Raw genomic sequence first — 13,857 nt, 5'->3', positions numbered from 1 at the left:
GAACACCCTGGATGACAGGCGGCTTCTCCGAAAACCTATCGGGCCGTCCCGTCCTGAGGACATTCGGGCACCGACAGTGGCTCACGGGGCTCGCTGTCGGGTCTCTACAGAAAGATGGCGGCAGCGGTCACAAACGTGTGGTCCGGGCACCGGTGGCCGCGACATGATCGGGGGCAACCGCCGCTGACCCCCTCCCGACAGGAAGAGACCCAGGTGCCTCATACCATCGACGAAGCCTTCACAGCGCTTCCCCTACGCGCCCTCGCCGACGCCGCGCTGGCACGCGCGCGTGCGCTCGGGGCCGAGCACGCGGACTTCCGGTTCGAGCGGGTGCGCAGCGCGTCCTGGCGGCTCCGGGACGCCAAGCCCGCCGGATCCTCGGACACCACCGACCTCGGGTACGCGGTGCGGGTCGTGCACGGCGGCACGTGGGGCTTCGCGTCGGGCGTGGACCTGACGCTGGACGCCGCCGCCAAGGTCGCCTCGCAGGCCGTGGCCATGGCGAAGCTGTCCGCGCAGGTGATCCGGGCGGCCGGGTCCGACGAGCGCGTGGAGCTCGCCGACGAGCCCGTGCACGCCGACCGTACGTGGATCTCGACGTACGAGATCGATCCGTTCTCGGTGCCCGACGAGGAGAAGGCGGCGCTGCTCGCGGACTGGAGCGCGCGGCTGCTGGGGGCGAGCGGGGTCAACCACGTCGACGCCTCGCTGCTCACCGTGCACGAGAACAAGTTCTACGCCGACACCGCGGGCACGGTCACCACGCAGCAGCGGGTCCGGCTGCACCCGTCCCTGACGGCCGTGTCGGTCGACGAGTCCAGCGGTGAGTTCGACTCCATGCGGACCATCGCGCCGCCGGTCGGACGCGGCTGGGAGTACCTGACCGGCACCGGCTGGGACTGGGAGAGCGAGCTGGAGCAGATCCCGGAGCTGCTCGCCGAGAAGATGCGCGCGCCGAGCGTCGAGGCGGGCCTGTACGACCTCGTGGTCGACCCGTCCAACCTGTGGCTGACCATCCACGAGTCCATCGGCCACGCCACCGAGCTGGACCGCGCGCTCGGCTACGAGGCGGCCTACGCCGGCACCTCCTTCGCCACCTTCGACCAGCTCGGCAAGCTGAAGTACGGCTCCGAGCTGATGAACGTCACCGGTGACCGCACCGCCGAGCACGGCCTCGCGACCATCGGCTACGACGACGAGGGCGTCGCGGGCCAGTCCTGGGACCTGGTGAAGGACGGCACGCTCGTCGGCTACCAGCTGGACCGGCGGATCGCGAAGCTGACCGGCTTCGAGCGCTCCAACGGGTGCGCCTACGCCGACTCCCCCGGGCATGTCCCGGTGCAGCGCATGGCCAACGTGTCGCTCCAGCCGGACCCGGCCGGGATGTCCACGGAGGACCTCATCGGGAGCGTGGACCGCGGGATCTACGTCGTCGGGGACCGGTCCTGGTCGATCGACATGCAGCGCTACAACTTCCAGTTCACCGGCCAGCGGTTCTTCAGGATCGAGAACGGGCGGATCACCGGGCAGCTGCGGGACGTCGCCTACCAGGCGACCACCACCGACTTCTGGGGCTCCATGGCCGCGGTGGGCGGCCCGCAGACCTACGTCCTCGGCGGTGCCTTCAACTGCGGCAAGGCCCAGCCGGGCCAGGTCGCGGCCGTCTCGCACGGCTGCCCGTCGGCCCTCTTCAAGGGCGTCAACATCCTCAACACCACGCAGGAGGCCGGTCGATGAGCGCCCGCACCAACAAGCCGCACGAGATCGTCGAGCAGGCGCTCGCGCTGTCGCGGGCGGACGGCTGTGTCGTGATCGCCGACGAACAGTCGACCGCCAACCTCCGCTGGGCCGGCAACGCCCTCACCACGAACGGCGTCACGCGCGGGCGCACGCTCACCGTCGTCGCGACCGTCGACGGCAAGGAGGGCACCGCTTCCGGAGTCGTCTCGAGGTCGGCGGTGACCGCCGACGAGCTGGAGCCGCTGGTACGGGCCGCGGAGGCCGCCGCGCGCGGCGCCGGGCCCGCCGAGGACGCCCAGCCGCTGGTCACCGGCGTACCGGAGTCCCCGGACTTCACGGACGCGCCCGCCGAGACCTCATCGGCGGTCTTCGCCGACTTCGCGCCCGCGCTCGGCGAATCCTTCGCACGCGCGCGTGCGGGCGGCCGCGAGCTGTACGGCTTCGCCAACCACGAGCTGGTGTCGACGTACCTGGGCACCTCCACGGGGCTGCGGCTGCGCCACGACCAGCCCAACGGCACGCTGGAGCTCAACGCCAAGTCGCCGGACCGTACCCGCTCGGCCTGGGCCGGACGCTCCACGCGGGACTTCAAGGACGTCGACCCGGCGGCGCTGGACGCCGAGCTCGCCGTACGCCTCGGATGGGCCGAGCGGCGCGTCCAGCTGCCCGCCGGGCGGTACGAGACGCTGCTGCCGCCGACCGCCGTCGCCGATCTGCTGATCTACCAGCAGTGGTCGGCGTCCGGGCGGGACGCGGTGGAGGGGCGCACGGTGTTCTCGAAGCCGGGCGGCGGCACCAGGGTCGGCGAGCAGTTGACCGAGCTGCCGCTGACCCTGCGCAGCGACCCGAACGAGCCCGGACTGGAGTGCGCGCCCTTCGTGGTCGCGCACTCCTCCGGGGGCGACCAGTCGGTGTTCGACAACGGTCTGCCGGTCGCGGCCACCGACTGGGTCCGCGAGGGCGAGCTGGCGCATCTGCTGACCACCCGGCACAGCGCGGGCCTGACCGGACTGCCCGTCGCCCCCGGGGCCGGCAACCTCGTCCTGGACGGCGGCTCGGACCTTTCCCTGGAGGAGATGGTCGCGAACACCACGCGCGGGCTGCTGCTGACCTGCCTGTGGTACATCCGCGAGGTCGACCCGGCCACGCTGCTGCTGACCGGGCTGACCCGGGACGGCGTGTACCTCGTCGAGAACGGCGAGGTGACCGGCGAGGTCAACAACTTCCGGTTCAACGAGTCGCCGGTCGGCCTGCTGGGACGGGCGACGGAGGCGGGGCGGACCGAGAAGACGCTGCCGAGGGAGTGGAGCGACTACTTCACCAGGGCCGCGATGCCGGCGCTGCGGGTGCCGGATTTCAATATGAGTTCTGTCAGTCAGGGCGTATAACCTCGTAGCGGCAGTCACTCGACCGCCCGAGGAACTTCCTAGGAGATACGAGAACCGTGACGGACATCGTCGACGAGCTGAAGTGGCGGGGGCTGTGGGCCCTGTCCACTGACGAGGACGCTTTGCGCAAGGCGCTCGCGGACGGTCCCGTCACGTTCTATTGCGGTTTCGACCCGACCGCGGCCTCCCTCCACGTCGGACACCTGGTCCAGGTCCTCACGATGCGCCGGCTCCAGCAGGCCGGTCTGCGCCCGCTGGCCCTGGTGGGCGGGGCCACCGGCCAGATCGGCGACCCGCGCCCCACGGCGGAGCGCACGCTGAACGACCCGGAGACCGTCGCGGCCTGGGTGACCCGGCTGCGCGCGCAGATCGAGCCGTTCCTGTCCTTCGAGGGCGAGAACGCCGCGACGATGGTCAACAACCTGGACTGGACGGCCGGCCTGTCGGCCATCGAGTTCCTGCGGGACATCGGCAAGCACTTCCGCGTCAACAAGATGCTGACCAAGGACTCGGTCGCGCGCCGTCTGGAGTCCCAGGAGGGCATCAGCTACACGGAGTTCAGCTACCAGCTGCTCCAGGGCATGGACTTCCTGGAGCTGTACCGGCGCTACGGCTGCACCCTCCAGCAGGGCGGCAGCGACCAGTGGGGCAACCTCACGGCGGGCCTGGACCTGATCCACCGCCTGGAGCCCGACGCCTCGGTGCACTGTCTGGCGACGCCCCTCATGGTCAAGGCGGACGGCACCAAGTTCGGCAAGACCGAGGGCGGTGCCGTCTGGCTCGACCCCGAGATGACGACGCCGTACGCGTTCTACCAGTTCTGGCTGAACGTGGACGACCGGGACATCTCGACGTACATGCGCATCCTGTCCTTCAAGTCCCGCGAGGAGCTGGAGGAGCTGGAGAAGCAGACCGAGGAGCGTCCGCAGGCCCGTGCCGCGCAGCGGGCGCTGGCGGAGGAGCTGACGACGCTGGTGCACGGCGCGGACCAGACGGCCGCGGTGATCGCCGCGAGCCGCGCCCTCTTCGGGCAGGGTGAGCTGGCGGAGCTGGACGCCAAGACCCTGGCCGCGGCCCTTTCCGAGCTGCCGAGCATCAAGATCGACAGCTTGACGCAGGTCGTCGACATGCTGGCTGAGACCGGACTGGTCGCCAGCAAGTCGGCCGCACGCAGGACGGTCAAGGAGGGTGGCGCTTACGTGAACAACGTGAAGATCACCGCCGAAGACGCTGTTCCCGCTGCGCAAAGCCTGCTGCACGGTCGCTGGCTCGTGCTGCGCCGGGGCAAGAAGAACCTCGCTGCTGTCGAGGTCACCGGAGCCTGAACGTAGAAGGGGCGCGGGGTTCTCCGCGCCCCTTGCGTCAGGTCCGGTGTTTCCTCTTGCCCAGCGTCGCCATGTACAGCATGTCGCCGAACGCGACGATGACGATCGCGGCGATCAGCTGGAAGACGTGGCGGCTCCAGTCGATACCGGGGGTCTCGTCCACGCCGAACCCACGTGCCATGGCGTTGCCGGCGATCGCGCCCAGCATGCCGAAGATGGTGGTCAGCCAGAGCGGACTGTGCTGCTTGCCGGGGATGATCGCCTTCGCGATCAGGCCCAGCACGAATCCCACGATGATCGCCCACAACCAGCCCATGGCTGCCTCCTCGTACGGCTCGACGTGAGCATTACGGCCAGTGTCGGCCCGTTCGCCCTACGCCGCATGCCGGGCACGGCCGTACGTGCCGGGGGTGAGGCCGTCCGCGCCGGCGGGGGTGCCCCGGTCTCGTAGGCGGCGCAGGTGCGGCGTACCGTGGAAGGTGTCCGGGCCCGGTACCTCCACCGGGTACGGAGCGACACGGGGCGGCGGGAGTCCGATGCGGGCGGATGGTGGAATGTGATGCGGAAGCAGCATGGCGGCGGCAGCGCCCAGGTGTTCCGGATCACCGGCGCCCGGACGAGCCTCCAGGAGGACGTGCGCGGACGTCAGCGCCGGTACGTCATCTCGATGACCGTCCGTACGATTTCCGTGGTGCTCGCGGCCACGCTCTGGAACGTCGAACGGCACGTCGCGATCGTGGCGCTGGTGCTCGGGGCGGTGCTGCCCTACATCGCCGTCGTCATCGCCAACGCGGGGCGGGAGAACGCGCCCTCGCTGCCGTCGACGTTCGTGACCGCTCCGACCCGGCCGATGATCATGCCGCCGCGTGCGGACGGGGACTTCGCGGAACGCTCGGCGGAAGACGGTGCGGGTGAACCGACGGCGGGTGTACGCGGTGAACCGCACGAACGGACATGACAAGTCCGCCCCGCACCAAGCTCAAGAAAAGCTCAGATCAATCATGTTGTTCCAGTGCCGGGCGACGGGTTACCCGTGACATACTTCCTACGCGCTCCGCATCCCCCGTCGGAGCGACGGACCGACGCCGGGCAGCTCCCCCCGTGGCTGCTCGGCGTCGCCTTTTCCACCCCACTTGTGAGACGAAATCCGTGAGTGACGAGACCCCGATCTGCTCCGCCAAGGGCTGCCGTGTCGACGCCGTCTGGGTGCTCGCGTGGAACAACCCGAAGATCCATACGCCGGAGCGGCGCAAGACGTGGCTCGCGTGCGAGGAGCACCGGGAGCACCTGTCGCAGTTCCTCGGGGTTCGGGGCTTTCTGAAGGATGTCGTGAAGTTCGAGGACTGGCAGGCGCCCGAAGAGGCCTAGCCTCCGATCGCCGACATCGGGCGGTCCGGCTGGACGAACGACGGGTCGTCCAGGCCCGCTCCCGCCTTCTTGCCCCACATCGCCTCGCGCCAGATGCGGGCTATCTCCTCGTCCGGGGCGTCGGAGCGCAGGGCCGCTCGCAGGTCGGTCTCCTCGCGGGCGAACAGGCAGGTGCGGACCTGGCCGTCGGCCGTCAGGCGGGTGCGGTCGCAGGCCGCGCAGAAGGGGCGGGTGACCGAGGCGATGACGCCGACCACGTGGGGGCCGCCGTCGACGATCCAGCGCTCCGCGGGGGCCGATCCGCGCTTCTCCGCGCCCTCCTCGGTGAGGTCGAAGCGGGTCCGCAGGGAGGTCAGGATGTCCCCCGCGGTGATCATGCCGTCGCGCTTCCAGCCGTGCTGGGCGTCCAGCGGCATCTGCTCGATGAACCGCAGTTCGTAGTCGTGTGCCACGGCCCAGGCGAGCAGGTCCGGGGCCTCGTCGTCGTTCAGCCCGGGCATCAGGACGGAGTTGACCTTGACCGGGGTCAGGCCCGCCTCGCGGGCGGCGTCCAGGCCCTCCAGGACGTCCTTGTGGCGGTCCCGGCGGGTGAGGGTCTTGAAGACGTCCGGGCGCAGGGTGTCCAGGGAGACGTTGACCCGGTCCAGGCCGGCCGCCTTCAGGGCCTTCGCGGTGCGCTTGAGGCCTATGCCATTGGTGGTCAGGGACATCTGGGGGCGCGGCTCCAGGGCCGCGACGCGCTCGACGATGCCGACCAGACCGGGGCGGAGCAGGGGCTCGCCGCCGGTGAAGCGGACCTCCTCGATGCCGAGGGAGGTGACGGCGATGTCGATCAGGCGGACGATCTCGTCGTCGGTGAGCAGATCCGGCTTGGCCAGCCATTGCAGGCCCTCTTCGGGCATGCAGTACGTGCACCGCAGATTGCAGCGGTCGGTCAGCGAGACCCGCAGGTCGGTGGCCTGCCGGCCATAGGTGTCGATGAGCACGTGGGCCCCCTCCCTCGTCGCGGATCAGTGCGGAACTCATCTTTTTCCGTCACTTGCGAGCCTACGTGACGTCACTGACAACGACAGTGCCCGATCCCACGACGTACGAAGCGGCCGTGTCGTAGAGATCTACGACACGGCCGCTCAGGTGCGTTGGTCAGGTGCGCCGCTCAGGGGCGGGTCAGTGGGCGCCGGTGCCGGTCAGGGACCGGACCTCCAGCTCCGCGTACTTGCCCTTGTCCGGCTCCTCCTTGGAGAGGTAGGTGCCGATGATGCCGAGCAGGAAGCCGACCGGGATCGAGATGAGGCCCGGGTTCTCCAGCGGGAACCAGTGGAAGTCGACGTCCGGGAACATCGAGGTGGGCTTGCCGGAGACGACCGGGGAGAACAGCACCAGGCCGACCGCCGTGACGAGACCGCCGTAGATCGACCACAGGGCCCCGGAGGTGGTGAACCGCTTCCAGAAGAGGCTGTAGATGATCGTCGGCAGGTTTGCCGAGGCGGCGACCGCGAAGGCGAGCGCGACGAGTCCGGCGACGTTCAGGTCGCGGGCGAGGGCGCCCAGCAGGATGGAGACCGCGCCGATGCCGACGGTGGCCCAGCGGGCCGCGCTCATCTCCTGCTTCTCGGTGGCCTGACCGCGCTTGATGACGTTCGCGTAGATGTCGTGCGCGAACGACGAGGACGAGGCCAGGGTGAGGCCGGCGACGACCGCGAGGATCGTGGCGAAGGCGACCGCCGAGATGGTGGCGAGCAGGATCGCGCCCCAGTTGGAGTCGACGCCGCCCAGATGCAGTGCCAGGAGTGGCGCCGCCGTGTTGCCCGCCTTGTTGGAGGCGATGATCTCGTCCGGCTTGATGAGCGCCGCGGCACCGAAGCCGAGGGCGAGGGTCATCAGGTAGAAGGCGCCGATGAGGCCGATGGCCCAGATGACCGACTTACGGGCGGCCTTGGCGGTCGGCACCGTGTAGAAGCGGATCAGGATGTGCGGCAGTCCTGCGGTGCCGAGGACCAGGGCGATGCCCAGGGAGATGAAGTCCAGCTTGGTGGTGCCGGTGGCGCCGTACTTCAGGCCCGGCTCCAGGAAGGCCGCGCCCTTGCCGCTGTTGTCGGCGGCGGAGCCGAGCAGGTCGGAGACGTTGAAGTCGAACTTCAGCAGCACCAGGAAGGTCAGCAGCAGGGCGCCCGCGATCAGCAGGACGGCCTTGACCATCTGGACCCAGGTGGTGCCCTTCATGCCGCCGATGGTGACGTACACGATCATCAGGACGCCGACCAGGGCGACGATGCCGATCTTGCCGCCGTCGCTGGTGATGCCGAGCAGCAGCGAGACCAGGACGCCCGCGCCCGCCATCTGGGCCAGCAGGTAGAAGATCGAGACGACGATGGTCGAGGTGCCGGCCGCGGTGCGGACCGGGCGCTGGCGCATCCGGTACGCGAGGACGTCACCCATCGTGTAGCGGCCGGAGTTGCGCAGGGGTTCCGCGACCAGGAGCAGCGCGACGAGCCAGGCGACCAGGAAGCCGATGGAGTACAGAAAGCCGTCGTAGCCGAAGAGGGCGATGGCGCCCGCGATGCCGAGGAAGGACGCGGCGGACATGTAGTCGCCGGAGACGGCGAGGCCGTTCTGGAAACCGGTGAACTGCCGTCCGCCCGCGTAGAAGTCGGAGGCGTCCTTGGTCTGGCGTCCGGCCCAGACCGTGATGACGAGGGTCGCGACGACGAAGACGGCGAACAGGCTGATGATCAGCGGCCGGTGCTCGCTGGCCTCGCCTGCGGCAAGGGTGATCGCGGGGCTCATGCGCCGCCCTCCATCCGGGACTTGATGGCCTCGGCCTTGGGGTCGAACTTGGCGGCGGCGACGCGCGAGTACCACCAGGCGATGAGGAACGTGGTCAGGAACTGGGCGAGACCGAGGACCAGGGCGACGTTGATGTTGCCGAAGAGCTTGGTGCCCATGAAGTCGCCCGCGTAGTTGGACAGCAGGACGTACAGCAGGTACCAGGCGATGAAGCCGACGGTGAGCGGGAAGGCGAAGGAGCGGTAGGAGCGGCGCAGTTCACCGAACTCCGCGCTCTCCTGAACCTCGGTGAACTCCGCGGTGGTGGGGAGTTTATGGGTCTCTTTCGAGGGTGGCGGTGCGTCGGTGGACACGGGGTCTCCTCGCGTTGCGGGTGCGGTTGTGACGGGGATCGGGGGCGAGTGTCCTCGCGTTCCCTGTTCAAGGTCACGGCGCCGCGCTGGGACCGGTTCAACTCGCTTTGCTTCTTTCCGAACTCACCTTGGGGAAGTCATTGCTGGCCAGCGACTTCGGGAGATAGCTTCGGGCTGCACCACCCGTCATGTACCTGCCCGAGCGCCACCTGTGTCTCGGGCCGGTTTCGTTTCCGGATGATGTGGAGACCCCATGTCCCAGCCGCGTTCCAGACGTTCGAGACACCGCCTCGCGCTCGCCGTTCCGGTCGTGCTGTCCCTCACGGCCTCGCTCGGCTTCCTGCCCGCGGCGGCCTCGGCCGCGCCCTTCGGGGAGACCGCGGTTCAGGCCGCGGACGCGACGAACCTGTCGTACGTCGTCAACACCAAGGTGGACCACCGCACGATCGCGGCGGTGAAGAAGGCGATACCGGTGGCCGGCGGCACCGTCGTGATCGCCTACGAGAAGATCGGCGTGATCGTCGCCCACTCCTCCGCCCCGGACTTCGCGCAGAAGATCCGCAAGGTGCGCGGGGTGCAGTCGGCCGGTGCCACCCGCACCTCGGCCCTGACCCCGGCGGGCACGACGGACGAGGGCGCGGTCCAGGTGCTGTCGGACGCGCAGGCCGCGAAGGTCGCGAAGGCCTCCGCCGCCGCCCCGGACAGTGAGCCTCTCGAGGCCGACCAGTGGGACCTGCGCGCGATAGGCGCCGACCAGGCGGCCAAGATCAACCCGGGCAGCCGCAAGGTGACCGTCGCCGTGATCGACACCGGTGTCGACGACACCCACCCCGACATCGCGCCGAACTTCTCCGCGGCCCAGTCCGCCAACTGCGACGGCGGTGTCCCGAACACCACCCCGGGCGCCTGGCGGCCGTACACCGCGGACGACTACCACGGCACCCACGTGGCCGGTGAGATCGCCGCCGCGCGCAACGGCATCGGCGTGGCCGGGGTCGCGCCCGGCGTGAAGGTCTCGGCCATCAACGTGACCGACCCGAGCGACGGACTCTTCTACCCGGAGAGCGTCGTGTGCGCGTTCGTGTTCGCGGCCGACCACGGCGTCGAGATCACGAACAACAGCTACTACGTTGATCCATGGATGTACAACTGCATGGACGATCCAGATCAGCGGGCCATCGTCGATGCGGTCAACAGGGCGCAGCTGTACGCCCAGAAGAAGGGCACGCTCAGCCTGGCCTCGGCCGGCAACTCCAACCACGACCTGGACTCCGACGCGATCGTCGACACCACGAGCCCGGACGACTCCACGCCGGTGGAGCGGACCGTCGACCCGCACGAGTGCTTCGACGTGCCGACACAGCTCCCGGGCGTCGTCACGGTGAGCGCCACGGGCGTCAAGAACCTCAAGTCGTACTACTCCTCGTACGGCAAGGGCGTCATCGACGTCGCGGCGCCGGGCGGCGACCGGCTCTACCAGATCCCGGACACCCCGTCGCAGAACGGCCGCATCCTGTCGACCCTGCCCAACGGGGCGTACGGCTTCCTGCAGGGCACCTCGATGGCCTCGCCGCACGCCGCGGGCGTCGCGGCGCTGCTGAAGTCGACGCATCCCAAGGCGAGCCCGGCCCAGCTCCAGGCGCTCCTCAAGGTGCAGGCGAACGCCACGAGCTGCCCGGCCTCCTACGACCAGGACGGCAACGGCACCCAGGACGCGGTGTGCGAGGGCGGCACCCGGGTCAACGGCTTCTACGGATTCGGCATCGTCAACGCGCTGCGCGCGGTCAAGTGACCCGCCGAACCGGACCCACGGCACCACCCGCACGGACCGCTTGTCCCGAGAACGAACTGGAGAGACTTTCATCATGACAGGGCCCCACCCGCGCCATCGGCGCGCGCTCGCGCTCCCGCTCGGCATGGCCATCGCGACGGCCATGGCGTTCCTCCCGGGAGCCACGGCGTCCGCGGCCGGTCTGCCCGGCACCACGACCGGCGTGCCCGGCGCCTCGGCCGGTGCCGGCGGCGCCGCCGACGACATCCTCGCCGCCGCCGACGCGGACGGGACGGCGCTCAGCTATGTCGTCAACGTCCGCGCCGGACACGGTCCTTCCGCCCAGGTGAAGAAGGCCATCGCCAAGGCCGGCGGCACGATCGTGACGTCGTACGACCAGATCGGCGTGATCGTCGTCCACTCGTCGAACCCCGACTTCGCGAAGACGATCCGCAAGGTCCGCGGGATCGAGTCGGCGGGCAACACCCGCAACGCGCCGCTGCCCGCGCAGTCGACGACCGACGAGGGCACGCCGAAGGCGCTCAGCTCGGCGCAGATGGCCGCCGCGCAGGCCGCGGCCGACGCCGGCCAGGACCCGCTGGAGTCCTTGCAGTGGGACCTGCCCGCCATCAAGGCGGACAAGGCGCACGAGAAGTCGCTCGGCAGCAGCAAGGTGACGGTCGCCGTCATCGACACCGGCGTGGACGACACCCACCCGGACCTCGCGCCGAACTTCGACCGGGCCGCGTCGGTCAACTGCGTGACGGGCAAGCCGGACACGACCGACGGGGCGTGGCGGCCGAGCGCGGCGGAGAGCCCGCACGGTACGCACGTGGCCGGTGAGATCGCGGCCGCCAAGAACGGCGTCGGCATGACCGGTGTCGCGCCGGGCGTGAAGGTGGCGGGCATCAAGGTGTCGACGACCGCCGGCTACTTCTACACGGAGGCCGTGGTGTGCGGCTTCATGTGGGCGGCCACCCATGGTGTCGACGTCACCAACAACAGCTATTACACCGACCCGTGGTACTTCAACTGCACCGACGACCCGGACCAGAAGGCGCTCGTGGACGCCGTCACCCGGGCCTCGCGGTACGCGGAGAAGCGGGGCGTGGTGAACGTGGCCGCGGCCGGCAACGAGAACTACGACCTCGCCGCCGACGAGATCACCGACCCGGTCTCGCCGAACGACGGCACGCCCTCGGACCGGGTGATCGACCCGTCGGAGTGCTTCGACATACCGACGCAGCTCCCGGGTGTCGTGACGGTCGCGGCGACCGGCGCGAAGGGCATCAAGTCGTCCTTCTCGAACTACGGTCTCGGGGTCATCGACGTGGCCGCGCCCGGCGGTGACTCGACGGCCTACCAGACGCCCGCGCCCCCCGCGACCAGCGGTCTGATCCTGGGCACGCTGCCCGGCGGCAAGTGGGGCTACATGGCCGGTACGTCGATGGCGTCGCCGCACGTCGCGGCCGTGGCCGCCCTGATCAAGTCGACGCACCCGTACGCCCCGCCGGCCCTGGTGAAGGCGCTGCTGTACGCGGAGGCCGACGCCACGGCGTGCACGGACCCGTACGACATCAACGGCGACGGCAAGGTCGACGCGGTGTGCGAGGGGTCGAAGAACCGCAACGGCTTCTACGGCTGGGGCACGGTGGACGCGCTGGACGCGGTGACGAAGTAGAAGTACGGACCGATCAAGGTCGGTCCATATATTGATTCCGTCAATACTGCATAGTGCAGTCATGACTGGAATCAAGTTTGTGGTGCGGGAGGGCGCTCTTCCGGGGCGCCTTCCCGTCCAGGAGCTGGCGCGGGCCTGTGTGGGCGAGTGCGCGCTGGCCGCCGCCCAACTGGGGTCGCTGCGGGCCGGCCTCGCCGAGATGCCGACTGTGCGGGTGGACGACGGAGCGGTCGCCGCCGCCTTCCTGAGCGAGCGTCATCTGTTGATCGACGGTCGCGCCCCGGTCAACTTCGCCCCGCTGTCCCGGTTCTGGCGGACGGCGGACGGGTGGGTGCGGACCCACGCCAACTATCCGCATCACCGCGTGCGGCTCCTGGACGCGCTGGGAGTGCCGGACGACGTGACGGCCGTGGAGGCGGCACTCGTCGAGCGGACCGCTCTGGACGTCGAGGAAGCCGTGTACGCGGCCGGCGGCCTCGCTGTCGCCCTGCGTTCTCCGGAGGAGTGGGCCGCGCATCCGCAGGCGGTCGAGGTGGCAAAGCGGCCCCTGGTCGAGCGGGGGCGGCTGGACGCGGCACGCGCGCGTGCGTTCGCGCCGGTCGACACCTCTCCCCTGCTGCCGGCCGCCGGTCTGCGGGTCCTGGACCTGACGCGGGTCCTCGCGGGTCCGGTCGCCACCCGCACGCTCGCCCTGCTCGGCGCGGAGGTGCTGCGCGTGGACGCGCCGCACCTTCCCGAACTGCCCGACCAGCACGCCGACACGGGCTTCGGCAAGCGGTCGGCGACCCTCGACCTGGCCACCGACCGACGGACCTTCGAGGAGCTGCTCGGGGCGGCGGACGTGGTCGTGACCGGGTACCGGCCGGGCGCCCTGGACCGGTTCGGACTGTCCCCCGAGGCGCTGGCGGAGCGGCGACCCGGCATGGTCGTGGCGCAGTTGTCGGCGTGGGGCACGTACGGACCCTGGGCCGAGCGGCGGGGCTTCGACAGCCTCGTGCAGGCGGCCACGGGGATCGCCGTACTGGAGGGTTCGGCACAACGCCCGGGTGCGCTGCCCGCACAGGCTCTCGACCACGGGACCGGCTATCTGCTGGCGGCGGCCGTGCTGCGGGCGCTGAACGAGCAGGCGCGGGAGGGTGGAAGCCGGTTCGTGCGGCTGGCCCTGGCGCGGACGGCTCTTTGGCTGATGGAGGGGGTGGGTGGTGAGGAGGTCGGGTCGCCGGTGCCGAACAAACCGGTGACGGGCGAACGGGCGACGGGCGAGGCCGTGACAGGCGACGCCGAGTGCGCGCCCTACGACGGTCCTGAGCCCTGGCTCTCGGAGACGGACAGTGCGCTGGGGCGGCTGCGGTACGCGCTGTCGCCGGTGTCCTTCGAGGGCGGCCCGGTGGACTGGGACCGGCCGCCGGTGCCGTGGGGCACGGATGCGGCGCGCTGGGGCTGA

General features: G+C 70.1%; 12 protein-coding genes. 8 read left to right on the top strand and 4 right to left on the bottom strand.

Going from position 1 to position 13,857, the window contains the following annotated elements:
* Positions 1-213 precede the first annotated feature (213 nt).
* The 3 genes from OHN19_RS33835 to tyrS are packed head-to-tail and all read left to right on the top strand — an operon-like array spanning position 214 to position 4,453.
* Positions 214-1,737: a TldD/PmbA family protein gene (locus tag OHN19_RS33835; protein ID WP_330267842.1), complete on the top strand. Its 1,524-nt coding sequence runs from the start codon at positions 214-216 to the stop codon at positions 1,735-1,737.
* On the top strand, positions 1,734-3,128 hold the full coding sequence (locus OHN19_RS33830; RefSeq protein WP_330267841.1) for a metallopeptidase TldD-related protein: 1,395 nt from the start codon (positions 1,734-1,736) through the stop codon (positions 3,126-3,128). Before OHN19_RS33835 ends, OHN19_RS33830 begins: the two co-directional genes overlap by 4 nt.
* Before the next feature lie 56 nt (positions 3,129-3,184).
* Entirely contained in the window at positions 3,185-4,453 is a 1,269-nt protein-coding gene (tyrS, locus tag OHN19_RS33825; RefSeq protein ID WP_330267840.1) for a tyrosine--tRNA ligase, read from the top strand.
* A gap of 37 nt (positions 4,454-4,490) precedes the next feature.
* Here tyrS and OHN19_RS33820 read toward each other — a convergent pair whose 3' ends face one another.
* Positions 4,491-4,769 (bottom strand): GlsB/YeaQ/YmgE family stress response membrane protein, encoded by a 279-nt coding sequence (locus OHN19_RS33820; RefSeq protein WP_123759848.1) that lies wholly within the window; start codon positions 4,767-4,769, stop codon positions 4,491-4,493.
* 243 nt (positions 4,770-5,012) lie between these two features.
* Here OHN19_RS33820 and OHN19_RS33815 point away from each other — a divergent pair, with 243 nt between their 5' ends.
* Complete coding sequence (locus OHN19_RS33815; protein ID WP_330267839.1) at positions 5,013-5,411, top strand: DUF3099 domain-containing protein; 399 nt, start codon at positions 5,013-5,015, stop codon at positions 5,409-5,411.
* 191 nt (positions 5,412-5,602) lie between these two features.
* Complete coding sequence (locus OHN19_RS33810) at positions 5,603-5,821, top strand: hypothetical protein (protein ID WP_330267838.1); 219 nt, start codon at positions 5,603-5,605, stop codon at positions 5,819-5,821.
* Here OHN19_RS33810 and moaA read toward each other — a convergent pair.
* The 3 genes from moaA to OHN19_RS33795 form a co-directional block, all read right to left on the bottom strand.
* On the bottom strand, positions 5,818-6,807 hold the full coding sequence (gene moaA, locus OHN19_RS33805; RefSeq protein ID WP_330267837.1) for a GTP 3',8-cyclase MoaA: 990 nt from the start codon (positions 6,805-6,807) through the stop codon (positions 5,818-5,820). The genes OHN19_RS33810 and moaA overlap by 4 nt on opposite strands.
* Positions 6,808-6,988: 181 nt before the next feature.
* Entirely contained in the window at positions 6,989-8,608 is a 1,620-nt protein-coding gene (locus OHN19_RS33800; protein WP_053851422.1) for a cation acetate symporter, read from the bottom strand.
* Positions 8,605-8,961 (bottom strand): DUF485 domain-containing protein, encoded by a 357-nt coding sequence (locus tag OHN19_RS33795; RefSeq protein WP_330267836.1) that lies wholly within the window; start codon positions 8,959-8,961, stop codon positions 8,605-8,607. Before OHN19_RS33795 ends, OHN19_RS33800 begins: the two co-directional genes overlap by 4 nt.
* A 253-nt stretch (positions 8,962-9,214) precedes the next feature.
* Between OHN19_RS33795 and OHN19_RS33790 the strand changes: the two genes are divergently transcribed.
* The 3 genes from OHN19_RS33790 (at position 9,215) to OHN19_RS33780 (ending at position 13,857) form a co-directional block, all read left to right on the top strand.
* A complete protein-coding gene (locus OHN19_RS33790; RefSeq protein ID WP_330267835.1) occupies positions 9,215-10,753 on the top strand; it encodes a S8 family serine peptidase in 1,539 nt (512 codons plus the stop codon).
* A gap of 73 nt (positions 10,754-10,826) precedes the next feature.
* Positions 10,827-12,413 (top strand): S8 family peptidase, encoded by a 1,587-nt coding sequence (locus OHN19_RS33785; RefSeq protein WP_330267834.1) that lies wholly within the window; start codon positions 10,827-10,829, stop codon positions 12,411-12,413.
* Positions 12,414-12,474: 61 nt separating this feature from the next.
* A complete protein-coding gene (locus OHN19_RS33780; protein ID WP_330267833.1) occupies positions 12,475-13,857 on the top strand; it encodes a CoA transferase in 1,383 nt (460 codons plus the stop codon).

This window comes from Streptomyces griseorubiginosus (assembly GCF_036345115.1).
In the GTDB taxonomy this organism is placed as follows: Bacteria; Actinomycetota; Actinomycetes; order Streptomycetales; family Streptomycetaceae; genus Streptomyces; species Streptomyces griseorubiginosus_C.
Note: the sequence above shows the minus strand (reverse complement) of the source record. Positions and strands in the feature narration are given on the sequence as shown.